This window comes from Mycobacterium sp. SMC-19 (assembly GCF_045310815.1).
In the GTDB taxonomy this organism is placed as follows: Bacteria; Actinomycetota; Actinomycetes; order Mycobacteriales; family Mycobacteriaceae; genus Mycobacterium.
The window spans coordinates 136,546-149,376 of record NZ_JBJIAM010000001.1; the positions used below are offsets into that span (position 1 = coordinate 136,546).

A 12,831-nucleotide genomic window follows, 5' to 3' on the forward strand; every position below is an offset into this window, starting at 1 on the left:
TTACACGGATGCCGGATTTGCGGGCACCCCAAGGGCAACGCCAAGTGCGGAGGCCAACTGCGCCGCGCTGCCCACCGGCAAGTCACACACCGGGCCCCGACAGACGTAGGCGGCGTCGGCGCCGCCCACCCGGCTTCGCCCGATCAGCAGCTCCGATGAGTCGGCCGCCCCGCCGACCACGATCGTCCCCCCGGGCGCCAGCCGGCGCGCCTGTGCCAGCAGCGCGGAGTCTGGGCCGTCGCAGGCCACCGCGATCTGCAGCGGACCCCGCACGTAGGCCTCGGCGATGCCGAGCCAGTGCCCGACCGCGCGGGGTACGCGCTCCAGCAGCGCGGCATGGGCCGCCAGCGCATCGGTGGCGGCCTGGCGGTACCGCTCGCTACGGTCCGCGGCGACCAGGTGGGCCGCGGTCAGCAGCGCTTCGGTGATCAACGCCGCGCCAGACGGGGTGGCGCCGTCCATCGGGTCGCTGGGTCGCAGCACCAGCGCCTCGGCGTCGTCGGCGCTGTCGAACCAGCGCCCGGGTGACTCCGGATCGGTGAAGTGGGCCAGCGCGGTGTCCAGCAGGCCGGCGGCCGCATCGAGTAGCCGCTGCTGACCGCCGAGCTGGTACAGGCTGAGCAGTCCGGTGGCCAGCGCGCCGTAGTCCTCCAGGATCGCGGCGCTGCCGCCCACCCGACCGCCCAGGCTGGCCCGGCGCAGCCGGCCGTCCACCAGGTGCAGCTCAAGCAGCTTGTCGGCACACTCCTGCGCCGCGGCAGTCAGGGTCGGATCTCCCAGCGCCACAGCCGCTTCGGCCAACGCCGTGATCGCCATGCCGTTCCAGGCGGTGACCACCTTGTCGTCGCGGCCGGGCTGGGGCCGGGACCGCCGGGCGGCCAGCAGCTCCTGGCGCACCCGCTCGAGCCGCGCTGGATCATCGGGATCGACCGGAAGCTGCAGCACCGACGTGCCAGACTCAAAGGTGCCGCTCGCCGTGACCCCGAAAACGTCTGCGGCCCACGCCCCGTCGTCGGCACCGAGAACCTCGGTCAGCTGCTCGGGTGTCCACACATAGGTCAAGCCCTCCTGGCCGTCGGCGTCGGCGTCCAGCGACGAGATGAACATCCCACGGTCGGACAACTCGTCGAGTAGGAAGCGGGCCGTCTGGGCGGTCACCCGGGTGGCCAGCGGGTCGCCGGTACGTCGGGCCCAATGCGCATAGGCCCGCAGCAGCAATGCATTGTCGTAGAGCATCTTCTCGAAATGCGGTACCACCCAGGCGTTGTCGACGCTGTAGCGGGCGAAGCCGCCGGCGAGCTGGTCGTAGATCCCACCACGGGCCATCGCCGCACCGGCGCGTTCCACGGCCTGCAGTGCCGGGCGGGTCGCCGTCCGTTCGTAATGACGCAGCAGGGTCTCCAGCAGCGCCGACGGCGGGAACTTCGGCGCGCCGCCGAATCCCCCGTGGGTGATGTCCTCGTCGCGCAGCACCGCGGCCACGGCAGCGTCGCAGAGCATCGCATCGACCGGCGGCCCGTCCCCCGGCAGTCCGGCGGCCATCGAGCGCAACTCGGTGGCAATGTTGTCCGAAGCCTCCTCGACTTCCCCGCGACGCTCGTTCCAAGTGGCGGTGATCGCTGAAAGCAGGTTCAAGAACGCGTCTTTGGGGTAGTACGTGCCGCAGTAGAACGGCCGGCCATCGGGGGTCAGGAAGCAGGTCATCGGCCAGCCGCCGCGCCCGGTCAGCGCCTGGGTGGCGGTCATGTAGATCGCGTCGATATCCGGGCGCTCCTCCCGGTCGACCTTGATGCACACGAAGCCCGCGTTCATGGCCGCCGCGACTTCTGCGTCCTCGAAGGAACCGTGCGCCATCACGTGACACCAGTGGCAGGCCGCGTAGCCCACCGACAGCAGGATCGGCACGTCGCGTTCGACGGCCTCGGCCAGGGCCTCGGGCGTCCACTCCCACCAGTGCACCGGATTGTCGGCGTGTTGACGCAGGTAGGGGCTGGCGGACGTTGCGAGACGGTTGGCCATCCATCCACGCTAATCCTGTGGCACTCGGCGCGCCGACGGACCCGCAGGCAGACGCTTCCTGCCCGGCTGATGACCAGATCGAAAACGGTTGCTGAACTCTTGAATTCTCCTGCGAAGTACCAATGTTGCGGGTACACGCCATTGCTACATTCGCCGATGAGACGACCCGAGGGGTGTGGTTGACATCAATCGACGTGCCGTACCGAGCTTGCTGGCCGTGGGCGTTGCGCTGCTGTCCGGATGCGGAGGCGGCCATGACGCGACCGCACCGAGCCATGCGGCACAGGCCCCGGCATCCGGGGTGGACTGCGGCGGAGACCCGAACCTGAAGGCCAGCGGATCCACCGCTCAGGCCAACGCCATGACGCGGTTCGTCGCGACCTTCAGCCAAGCCTGCCCTGGCCAGAGCCTGACCTACCAGCCGAACGGTTCCGGTGCCGGCATCGACGAATTCCTGGCCGACCAAACAGATTTCGGCGGATCTGATTCGCCGCTGAGCAAGGGTGAATACGACCGCGCCCAGCAACGCTGCGGTGCGCCGGTATGGAACCTGCCGATGGTGTTCGGACCCATCGCCATCGCGTTTCGCCTGGGTGGCGTGACATCGCTGAACCTGGACGGCCCCACCGCGGCCAACATCTTCAACGGCACCATCACCAGCTGGAACGATCCGGCGATCGCCGCACTCAACACCGGCATAGCCCTGCCCGCCCTGCCGATTCGGGTGGTGTCGCGCAGCGACGCTTCCGGGACCACCGACAACTTCCAGCGCTACCTGGACACCGCGTCCGCGGGCACCTGGGGCAAGGGTGCCGGGCGAACCTTCAACGGCGCTGCCGGACAGACCGCCCACGGCAACGAGGGCGTCGCCGCGGCCGCGGCCGAACTCGAAGGGTCGGTCACCTATACCGAGTGGTCGTTCGCGCAGAACCACCAGCTGGGCATGGCCAACGTCATCACCTCGGCGGGCCCGGACCCCGTCGCGATCAGTGAGGACTCGGTCGGCAAGACCATTACCTCGGCCTGGTTCATCCGCGACGGCAACGACCTGGCCCTGGACACCATCTCCTTCTACCGGCCGAATCAGCCCGGTGCGTATCCGATCGTGCTGGCCACCTACGAGATCGTCTGCTCGAAGTATCCCGACCCACAGGTCGGAACCGCGGTGCGCGCCTTCCTGCAGAGCGCGATCGGCGACGGCCAGCACGAGCTGGCCGACCACGGCTACGTCCCCATCCCCGACGCGTTCAAGTCGCGCCTATCGGCCGCTATCAGCGCGATCGCCTGAACGAGCCACCACCACGGGTCATGCAGTCCATAACCGCGCCCCCCGAGGTCACCTCCGCGCTGGTCCACACCGGCCCCGGTGCGAGATCCCTCGTCGAGGCGTCCGGCGCGTGGCGGCAGCTTGGCGGTTACCTCGATGAATACGCCGACGACTATGTCGCCGCGCTGTCGGCATTGGTGGACTCGTGGCGCGGCCGGTCAGCGGCCGCGATGGTGCAGTCCGCCGAGCCCTACCTGGTGTGGCTGCGCTCCACGGCACAGCAGTGCCGGCGGACCGCCGCCTCGATCCAGGCCGCCGCGGCGGCCTTCGAAACGGTCCGCACCGCGGTGGCCCCGACCGCGGCGATCAAGGCCAACCGCACTCGCCGGGTGCAACTGCTGGCGACCAATCGATTCGGGAACAACTCTGCGGCGATCGCGGAGAACGAGAGCCAGTACCTGGGCATGTGGACGAACAACGCCGCCGCGATGAGCCGCTATCAGGCGGCCTCGGCGCAGGCCACCACACTTCCCGCGTTCAGCTCCCCGAAGCCCGCGACAGCCGGCAGTAGAACCACCTCTGCCGATTCGACTTTGGCGTCGTTGGAGTCGTCGCTGACCTCATTCGACCCGAACACCAGTTGGACCGGCCTGGCGAACACCTATGCCAACCAGTTCGTGTCCTCCGGTTTCCCGATCAACCTGCTCAGCTATCTCGCCCAGAACACCTCGGCGCAGGCGTTGCAGAACGTCAACGCCGCGATGGCGCAGGGCCTCGCCGAGGGCGAGTCCGCCTTGATCCCGGCCATGCCGCTCGGGGGGCTGGGGGCGCTGGGCGCCGCCGGCCTGTCCGAAATACCCTCGGCTGCAATCGGTGTCGGGGTGAAGGTGGGCCCGCTGAGCGCGCCGCCCGCCGCGGCGGGATTTCTGGCCGCGGCTCAGACGCCGGTGCAACTGGCGTCGTCGGCGGCGCCGCTGCCCGCAAACCAGTCCACGACGTTCGCTGGCATCCCGCCGATCATGCCGCCGATGGTGCCCCCATCGAATTCTGCGGGCAGCGGCTGGCGCAAGCGCAAGCAGCAGAAGTACGAGGACCTGGAAGTCGGTTTGGAACTGCGGGGCCCGGTCATGCCGAAGCCGCCCTCTGCCGGCTGAGCAGGACTAACCGTGATGCCTCGGGCAGAACGCACTGACGCTGACCCCGACGAAGAAACCGGCGTGGTAGCCGTCGAGCTGGCTACTCTGCATCACTTCGGAGACCACGTCGTTCTTCTGCCGGCCGCTGTCGAGCTCGTCGCAGACCTCATGACCGGCGATGACCGCAGACTGCCCGTTGGCGAAGTCGATGCCCTTGGAGTTGAGGGCGCCCAGGAAAGTGGTGTCGACCGCGTCGGCATGCACGGCCGGAACCTTGATGAGGCCGACCAGTAGCACCATCAAGATGATCGGCGACAGCGCCAACCCGGGTGAGCGATCTGCGAGCATGGCCAACCCCGAACCTTTCTCCCAAGCCGCGGTTCAGGGCAATCATCGCATGCCGCGCTGGGGTCGGCGATATTCGCCATAGCGACGAAACCCCAAGGGGCAAAGGTTAATCCGGCAGTCGCATGTGCGAAACCCGGCGTTGGGGAGCTGTTAGCTCGACGACTGCTGCGACGCTGAGCCCGGCCCGTCATCGCCCGGGAGATCGCCGGACGAAGCGGACCCGACGGTCCCCTCGTCGGCGGCTTGGTCCGCGGCGGGGTCCTCCCGGTCGAACGATTCCGGCAACTTCTTGAGCTGCCGGTTCATCGACCACACCAGCGCGAACGTGCCGAGCATCAGCAGCACGATGACCAGCAGCCCGAACGGGCTGGCCTTGCCGAAATCCGGCCCGGTGTCGCGCGGCACGCCGTCGTCGGCGGCCATCCACAGCACAGTCAGCACAGCGTGGTTCATCCGTTGTCCTCGATCCCGGCGAACAGGTCCGTCTCCGGCAGAGTAACCGGCACCCGAGACCGGGCCAGCTCGAACTCCTCGGTCGGCCAGAGTCGCTGCTGCCACTCGATCGGCGCGGCGAAGAAGTCGCCGTTGGGGTCGATCTGGGTGGCGTGCGCGCGCAGCGCGTCGTCGCGCTGGCTGAAGTATTCGGCGCATTCGACACGGGTGGTCACCCGGTCGGCGAACACGTCGTGGTCGGGCTGCCAGTGTTCCAGCCATTTGGCGAACGGGCCCACCTCGCCGTTGCGGGCGAACTCGTCCTGCAGTAGCTGCATCCGTTGCCGCAGGAACCCGTGGTTGTAGTAGAGCTTGGCCACGGACCAGGGCTCACCGGCGTCGGGAAAACGTCGATGGTCGCCTGCCGCCTCGAACGCGGCCAGCGACACCTGGTGGCAACGGATGTGATCGGGGTGCGGATAGCCGCCGTTCTCGTCGTACGTGGTCATCACGTGCGGACGGAACGTGCGCACCGCCCGCACCAGGGCTTCGGTGGACACCTCCAGGGGCACCAGCGCGAAGCAGTCCTCCGGCAGCGGCGGCAGCGGGTCGCCCTTGGGCAGACCGGAGTCGACGAATCCCAGCCAGTGGTGTTCGACCCCGAGGATCTCGGCGGCCTTGGCCATCTCGTCGCGACGCACGTCGGCGATACGGCCGTGCACGTCGGGCAGGTCCATCGCCGGGTTGAGGATGTCGCCGCGCTCGCCACCGGTCAGCGTCACCACCATCACCCGGTGCCCAGCGGCGGTGTAGCGGGCCACCGTGGCCGCGCCCTTGCTGGACTCGTCGTCGGGGTGGGCGTGCACCGCCATCAGCCGCAGTCCACTCATGCGCACATTCCCCGTTCCCTCCAGGTTCCTCCTGCCGGAACTCCGGACCGGACGCCTATAGTTCCAGATGGTTTCCGGCCCCCATCGTTACACCACCTGCGACGGGCGCGGTAACCGCTCCCGACTCCACCGGCGACCATGGGACACACCTGACGATGACCGACTCCAAGCCGGCCCGTTACGGGGATACCCGGGGCAGTGCCCTGCCCCGTCGACTGCTGGCGATCGCACTGGCTGCACTGGCGATCGCCACCGTCGCCGCCATCGCGGTGGTGGGCTACCAGCGCTTCGCAACCGCCGAGGTCAAGGGCGAGCTGTACGGCTACGAGGTGCTCGACGACCAGACGGTCAAGGTTAGGTTCAGCGTGACTCGATCCGAGCCGTCGCGCCCCGCGGCGTGCATCGTGCGAGTTCGGTCCAGCGACGGCAGCGAGACTGGCCGCCGCGAAGTGCTGATCCCGCCGTCGGAGTCGGCCACCGTACAGGTGACGACGACGCTGAAATCTTCCCAGCCACCTGTCATGGGAGACGTCTACGGTTGCGGCAGCGACGTCCCGGATTACCTACGATTGCCGTGATGCCGCGGTGGTACCCTGTACGGATACACGGTTCCAGCTGGGACCGTGTATTGCTGCATTAGAACGATGTCGCCCCGCTGCCCGACGGCGCCGGATCCGACGACACAAGGAGCACAGTGAGATGACGGACACCCAGGTGACCTGGTTGACGCAGGAGTCACACGACCGGCTCAAGGCGGAGCTGGACCAGCTGATCGCGAACCGTCCGGTGATCGCCGCGGAGATCAACGACCGCCGCGAAGAGGGCGACCTGCGCGAGAACGGCGGTTATCACGCCGCACGCGAGGAGCAGGGCCAGCAGGAGGCCCGCATCCGCCAGCTGCAGGAGTTGCTCAACAACGCCAAGGTCGGCGAGGCCCCGACGCAGTCCGGCGTGGCACTGCCGGGCTCGGTGGTCAAGGTCTTCTACGACGGCGACAAATCCGACACCGAGACCTTCCTGATCGCCACACGCCAGGAGGGCGTCAGCGACGACAAGCTCGAGGTGTACTCACCGAACTCGCCGCTCGGCCACGCCCTGCTCGGCGCCAAGGTGGACGAGGAGCGCAGCTACACGGTGCCCAGCGGCAAGACCGTCAAGGTGACCCTGGTCAGCGCGGAGCCCTACCACTCCTGAGCCCCGCAGCGGGGGCTGGTCGCTTCAGTCCAGCGCCTGCTTCAGATCGGCGATCAGGTCGTCGATGTCCTCGATACCCACCGACAGGCGCACCAAGTCGTCGGGAACCTCGAGTTGCGAGCCCGCCGTCGACGCATGCGTCATCGCGCCGGGTAGTTCGATCAGCGACTCCACGCCGCCCAGCGACTCGGCCAGGATGAAGATCTCGGTTCCGGCGCACAGCTTCTCGGCGGCGGCCCGACCACCACGCATCCGGACCGACACCATGCCGCCGAATCCGCGCATCTGCGCCGCGGCGACATCGTGGCCGGGGTGCTCCGGCAGCCCCGGATAGAGCACTCGACTCACCGCGGGATGGCCGTTGAGGAATTCGGCGACCGCGGCGGCGTTCTCGCTGTGCCGCTGCATGCGTAGCACCAACGTCTTCAAGCCGCGCAGGGTCAGGTAGGCGTCAAAGGGGCCAGGTACGGCCCCCGCTCCGTTCTGCAGGAACGCGAAAGCCGCATCCAGCTCTTCGTCGTCGGTGACCAGCGCACCGCCCACCACGTCGGAGTGTCCGCCGATGTACTTGGTGGTCGAATGCAGCACCACGTCGGCGCCCAGCGTCAACGGTTGTTGCAATGCAGGCGAGGCGAAGGTGTTGTCCACCAGCACCTTTGCGCCGGCTTCTTTGCCGATGGCCGCGATGCCCGCGATGTCGGCGATCGACAGCAGCGGGTTGGTGGGGGTTTCCACCCAGATCAGCCTGGTCTTGTCGGTGAGCGCCGCACGGACCGCGTCCAGGTCGGACAGCGCCACCGGGGTGTGCGCCACACCCCACAGGGTGAAGACCTTGTCGATCAGCCGGAAGGTACCGCCGTAGGCGTCGTCGGGAATGATCAGGTGATCGCCGGGGCGCAGGATCGCCCGCAACGCGCAGTCCGTGGCGGCCATCCCTGACGCGAACGCCCGGCCGAACCGGCCGCGCTCCACCGCGGCCAGCGCGTTCTCCAGCGCGGCCCGGGTCGGATTGCCGGTCCGCGCATATTCGTATCCGCCGCGCAGACCACCGACGCCGTCCTGGGCGAAGGTGCTGCTGGCGTAGATCGGTGCGTTGACGGCCCCGGTTGCCGGGTCCGGACGGAATCCGGCGTGGATCGCCGTGGTGGACAGGCCCTTATTGCTGTGCGATTGGTTCTGGCTCAACGGATCGGCAGGCAGACGGTGGTCATGATCTTGTCGGCGATCGTCTGGCGTTTGGCGTCCCACAGCGGGAACAGGTAGCCGATGCACAAGATCGCGCCGTCGATGATGTGTGCCAACTGGCGCACGATCGACATCCCGAACCCGATGGGCTGACCGGTCTGCTCGGAGACCACCTTGAACTTCAGCACTGACTTACCGATGCTCGATCCGGTGGTGCCCTGCCGATAACCGAAGTTCCAGATCCCGTAGGCGAGCGCCGCCAACCAGCCCACGAACATCAGTGCCGCGCCGGTGCTCGACGGCGTGACCGTGCAGGCGAATCCGTCGGAGCTGGTGATGCACTCCTTGTCGGCGGTGGTTCCGGCGATCATCGACGGAATGCCATAGAGCACCAGGATCGGCAGGAAGTCGACGAAGTAGGCGCCGACGCGAGTCAGCCACGAGGTGTACGCCGTTTGCGGCAGCTGACCCACTGGAGTACCGGCCGCACCCGGGTACGCGCCGTAGCCCGGAGGGGCCGGCGGGTAGTTACCCGGAGGCGGCGGAGGGTAGTTGCCCGGAGGCGGCGGGGGATAGCTCCCGGGCGGCGGGGGCGGGTAGTTGCCCGGGGGCGGCGGGTAGTTGCCGGGAGGCGGCGGAGGGTAGTTGCCCTGCGACGGGAAGTCACCGGACGGGGGTGGGTAGTTGCCCTGCGGGGGCTGCGGAAAGTCGGTCATCTCCACCCTTTCGGGTCGTGTCGGTGAACGGTCCAAACGCTACCGCAGGACAGTGAACGTCAAGCCCTTATCGACGGCGTGGCCCGTCGGACAAAAAGCCCAACAGGTCGTGGCGGGTGATGACGCCCACAGGTTTGCCGTCCTCGACCACCATCACCGCGTCGACGTCGGCCAGGGCGGTGGCGGCGACGCCGACGACCTCGCCGGATCCGATCAGCGGCAGCGGCGGGCCCATGTGCTGCGACACCGCGTCGGCCAGCTTCGCGCGGCCCTCGAACACCGCGGAGAGCAGATCGCGTTCGGACACGCTGCCGGCCACTTCGCCGGCCATCACCGGCGGTTCGGCGCCGACGACGGGCATCTGCGACACCCCGTACTCCCGCAGGATCCCGATGGCGTCGCGCAGCGTCTCGGCCGGGTGGGTGTGGACCAGGTCCGGCAGCACCCCCGCCTTGGCCCGCAGCACATCGGCGACCGTGGGCTGCACCGTCGAACCGTCCAGCCGGGACCGCAGGAACCCGTAGGACGACATCCAGGAGTCGTTGAACAGCTTCGACATGTAGCCGCGGCCGCCGTCGGGCAGCAGGACGACGACGAGCGACTCGGGGCCGGCTTTGACGGCGGTCTCGACCGCCGCGACCACGGCCATCCCGCAGGAGCCGCCGACCAGCAACGCCTCTTCCCGGGCCAGGCGCCGGGTCATGTCGAACGAATCGGCATCGGAGACCGCAATGATGCCGTCGGGAATGCTCGGGTCGTAGGCGGCCGGCCAGAAGTCCTCGCCTACCCCTTCCACCAGGTACGGCCGGCCGGTCCCGCCGGAGTAGACCGAACCTTCGGGGTCTGCGCCGATGATCTGCACCCGGCCACCCGACACCTCTTTGAGGTAGCGGCCGGTGCCGGTGATGGTGCCGCCGGTCCCGATGCCAGCGACGAAATGGGTGACCTGGCCGTCCGTGTCGGTCCAGATTTCCGGACCGGTGGTCTCGTAGTGGCTCTCGGGGCCCGCCGGGTTGGAGTACTGGTCTGGCTTCCAGGCGCCGTCGATCTCCTCGACAAGCCGGTTGGAGACGCTGTAATAGCTGGCCGGGTCGTTCGGCGGTACCGCCGTCGGGCACACCACCACTTCGGCGCCGTAGGCCCGCAACACGTTCTGCTTGTCCTCACTGACCTTGTCCGGGCAGACGAACACGCACTTGTAGCCGCGGCGCTGGGCCACCAGCGCCAGGCCGACACCGGTGTTGCCGGAGGTGGGTTCGACGATGGTGCCGCCGGGCTTGAGCGCGCCGCTGGCCTCGGCGGCGTCGATCATCTTCACCGCGATGCGGTCCTTGGAGCTCGCACCCGGGTTGAGGTACTCGACTTTGGCCACCACCCGGCCGGCGCCGGGGGGAACGATCGAATTCAGCTCGACCAGGGGGGTGTTGCCGATGAGGTCACTGATGTGGCGCGCTATCCGCATGCCTGCCATCGTCTCAGGTTATTTGGCCGGGCGGTTCAGCGAGGCTCGACGGAGGAGAGCCGAAGCTCGAACCGCCTTATGAACCGGGCGGATCAACCGGTGGCTTCGCGGATGTATTCGCCGATCTGGCGCAGCGAACGAGTGGCCTCCGGCACGAACGGGGCGGCGATCTGGAAGACGTGAATCTGACCTGGCCACACTCGCAGCTCCACCGGGACACCGGCGGCCGCGAGCACCTTGGCCCCCAGCCGGGCGTCGTGCAGCAGCACCTCGGAACCCGAGACGTGGATCAAGGTCCGTGGAAGTCCGGGCTTTACGTGCTGTAGCGGCTCGAGGACGTCACTGCCGTGGGTGCGGTCGCGGCGGGCGGCCGCTTCCACCAGTTCCACCAACGCGTCAAATGCCTTGGGCGGGAACATGGCACCGGTGTGGATGTTGGGGTGTGCCTTCTTGGCTTCCTTGGCGATCTCCAGCAGCGGCGACATCGTGACGATCGCCGCGGGCATGTCTTCGTCGCCCTCCTCCAGCAACCGCTCGGCCAGCGCCAGCGAAAGGTAGCCGCCGGCCGAGTCGCCGGCCAGCACGATCTGGTCCGGTTGGTAACCCTGGCGGCGCAGCCAGCGGTAGCCGTCGTAACAGTCGTCCACGGCGTCGGCGATGGAGTACTTGGGAATCATCCGGTACTCCACCACCAGCACCGGGCTGTCGGCATACTTCGACAGCTTGGTGACGAGCCGGCCGTGGGTGTTGGCCCCGCAGGTCAGAAAGGCCCCGCCGTGCATGTAGAGCACGACGCGGCGGGTGCCGTCGGCGGGCAGGACGCCGGCGGCGCGCACCATCTGCGCCTTGCAGCGCGGCAGCCGGATGGTGGCGCGGATGGTGCCCGGCGCCGGCAGCATCGCCTTCGCGGCGAAGTCGAGCAGGCCGAACGGCCACGGCATCCGCGGTAGGTAGCTGCCGACCGAGAGAACGGGCCGAATGGTGGCCCGGGCCGCCAGCCACGCCAACCGTCCCTCGACGCTGGTCGACTCCTCGGCGACCTCGACGGGCAACCCATCATGACGACCGTAACGGTAGGGTCGCGGACTGGGGTACAAGCGACTGCGAACACGTAACGAGCTGGGAATTGTGTCGGGTGCGGTCATGATGGACACTCCCTCCAGCCGGCCCGGGCCGGCACAGCCAACGCGGTACCACGTATCGTCACACGCAGAAAATTGAGAAGAAATCTTACGATTCGTTCCGATGCAGCATCGGGTCCTCTTCGTGACCATATTTGTTTGCTGCACTCAGGTGACGTGGGCCTCCCTTCCCTAAAATCACAGGCATGGCGATCGGGGCAACGCGACGCTCAGCGGTCACGCTGACCACTGCGGGCGTGTTCGCTTTCAGCGGCACCCTCTACGTGGGTGTGCGCAATCTTCTGGCGGGCCAGGCCGACCGGGCCCGCCAGACCATCCCCAAGGCTTGGGGCCTTCCACCCCGTGCTGATGGTTTATACGGTCGCGACGACGCCGAAGTTCAGCCGTTTCACCGTGGGGAGAACGTCGATCTGCACCTGATGGTCTTCGGCGACTCCACCGCGACCGGCTACGGCTGCCTTTCCGCGGACGAGGTTCCCGGGGCGCTGATCGCCAAGGCGCTGGCGCAGCGCACCGGCTTGCGGATTCGGTTGAGCACCAAGGCAATTGTGGGCGCCACCTCCAAAGGCCTGGCCGGCCAAGTGGACGCGATGTTCGTCGCGGGCCCGCCACCGGACGTGGCGGTGATCATGATCGGCGCCAACGACATCACCGCGCTGCACAGCATCGCCGGCTCGGTGCAGCGACTGCGTGTCGCGGTGAAGCGGCTGCGCGCCAGCGGTGCGGTGGTGATCGTGGGCACCTGCCCGAAGTTCAGCGCGATCAGCGCGATACCGCGACCGCTGCGCTGGGTGGCGCACGCGAGGGCGTGCCAGCTGGCCCGGGCTCAGACCCTGGCGGTCAAGGCTGCCGGCGGGATCGCGGTGCCCTTCGCCGACTTTCGCGCACGGGAGTTCCATGACAGTCCCGGCCTGCTGTTCGCCGCGGACCAGTACCACCCGTCGGCGGCGGGCTACGCCCTGGCAGCGGGCCAAATGATCCCGGCGCTCTGCGCTGTGCTGGACCGGCCCGATTCCCGCGTGGTGGCCGCTTCGGGCTAG

13 protein-coding genes are annotated in these 12,831 nt (G+C 68.2%); 5 read left to right on the forward strand and 8 right to left on the reverse strand.

The window, feature by feature from the left end:
• Complete coding sequence (locus ACJH5R_RS00675) at positions 1-2,019, reverse strand: thioredoxin domain-containing protein (RefSeq protein ID WP_406758700.1); 2,019 nt, start codon at positions 2,017-2,019, stop codon at positions 1-3.
• Positions 2,020-2,194: 175 nt separating this feature from the next.
• Between ACJH5R_RS00675 and pstS the strand changes: the two genes are divergently transcribed.
• Both pstS and ACJH5R_RS00685 read left to right on the forward strand, forming a co-directional pair.
• Positions 2,195-3,307 (forward strand): phosphate ABC transporter substrate-binding protein PstS, encoded by a 1,113-nt coding sequence (pstS, locus tag ACJH5R_RS00680; protein ID WP_406758699.1) that lies wholly within the window; start codon positions 2,195-2,197, stop codon positions 3,305-3,307.
• A 20-nt stretch (positions 3,308-3,327) separates the two neighbouring features.
• Positions 3,328-4,440 (forward strand): PPE family protein, encoded by a 1,113-nt coding sequence (locus tag ACJH5R_RS00685; RefSeq protein WP_406758698.1) that lies wholly within the window; start codon positions 3,328-3,330, stop codon positions 4,438-4,440.
• A gap of 6 nt (positions 4,441-4,446) precedes the next feature.
• On the opposite strand, the gene ACJH5R_RS00690 is transcribed toward ACJH5R_RS00685, so the two are convergent.
• From ACJH5R_RS00690 to mca, 3 genes are all read right to left on the reverse strand, one after another.
• Entirely contained in the window at positions 4,447-4,770 is a 324-nt protein-coding gene (locus tag ACJH5R_RS00690; RefSeq protein WP_406758697.1) for a DUF732 domain-containing protein, read from the reverse strand.
• Positions 4,771-4,920: 150 nt separating this feature from the next.
• The gene (locus ACJH5R_RS00695; protein ID WP_406758696.1) at positions 4,921-5,223 is read right to left on the reverse strand and encodes a hypothetical protein; all 303 of its coding nucleotides are present in this window, start codon (positions 5,221-5,223) and stop codon (positions 4,921-4,923) included.
• Positions 5,220-6,092 (reverse strand): mycothiol conjugate amidase Mca, encoded by an 873-nt coding sequence (gene mca, locus ACJH5R_RS00700; RefSeq protein ID WP_406758695.1) that lies wholly within the window; start codon positions 6,090-6,092, stop codon positions 5,220-5,222. The genes ACJH5R_RS00695 and mca overlap by 4 nt, the downstream gene beginning before the upstream one ends.
• Before the next feature lie 155 nt (positions 6,093-6,247).
• On the opposite strand from mca, the gene ACJH5R_RS00705 reads away from it, so the two are divergent.
• Together ACJH5R_RS00705 and greA are read left to right on the forward strand one after the other, a co-directional pair.
• Positions 6,248-6,670 (forward strand): DUF4307 domain-containing protein, encoded by a 423-nt coding sequence (locus ACJH5R_RS00705; RefSeq protein ID WP_406758694.1) that lies wholly within the window; start codon positions 6,248-6,250, stop codon positions 6,668-6,670.
• 121 nt (positions 6,671-6,791) lie between these two features.
• On the forward strand, positions 6,792-7,286 hold the full coding sequence (gene greA, locus ACJH5R_RS00710; protein ID WP_308485921.1) for a transcription elongation factor GreA: 495 nt from the start codon (positions 6,792-6,794) through the stop codon (positions 7,284-7,286).
• Positions 7,287-7,310: 24 nt separating this feature from the next.
• Here the strand turns inward: greA and ACJH5R_RS00715 are convergent, their stop codons facing one another.
• The 4 genes from ACJH5R_RS00715 to ACJH5R_RS00730 all read right to left on the reverse strand — a co-directional run bounded on the left by ACJH5R_RS00715 (position 7,311) and on the right by ACJH5R_RS00730 (position 11,794).
• Positions 7,311-8,471, reverse strand: a complete 1,161-nt coding sequence (locus tag ACJH5R_RS00715; protein ID WP_406758693.1) for a cystathionine gamma-synthase — start codon at positions 8,469-8,471, stop codon at positions 7,311-7,313.
• Positions 8,468-9,187 (reverse strand): RDD family protein, encoded by a 720-nt coding sequence (locus ACJH5R_RS00720; protein ID WP_406758692.1) that lies wholly within the window; start codon positions 9,185-9,187, stop codon positions 8,468-8,470. The genes ACJH5R_RS00715 and ACJH5R_RS00720 overlap by 4 nt, the downstream gene beginning before the upstream one ends.
• 67 nt (positions 9,188-9,254) lie before the next feature.
• Positions 9,255-10,649 carry a cystathionine beta-synthase gene (locus tag ACJH5R_RS00725; protein WP_406758853.1) on the reverse strand — a complete coding sequence of 465 codons (1,395 nt, stop codon included), beginning with the start codon at positions 10,647-10,649 and terminating at the stop codon, positions 9,255-9,257.
• 92 nt (positions 10,650-10,741) lie between these two features.
• Positions 10,742-11,794 (reverse strand): alpha/beta hydrolase, encoded by a 1,053-nt coding sequence (locus ACJH5R_RS00730; RefSeq protein ID WP_406758691.1) that lies wholly within the window; start codon positions 11,792-11,794, stop codon positions 10,742-10,744.
• A gap of 182 nt (positions 11,795-11,976) precedes the next feature.
• Here ACJH5R_RS00730 and ACJH5R_RS00735 point away from each other — a divergent pair, with 182 nt between their 5' ends.
• Entirely contained in the window at positions 11,977-12,831 is an 855-nt protein-coding gene (locus ACJH5R_RS00735) for an SGNH/GDSL hydrolase family protein (protein WP_406758690.1), read from the forward strand.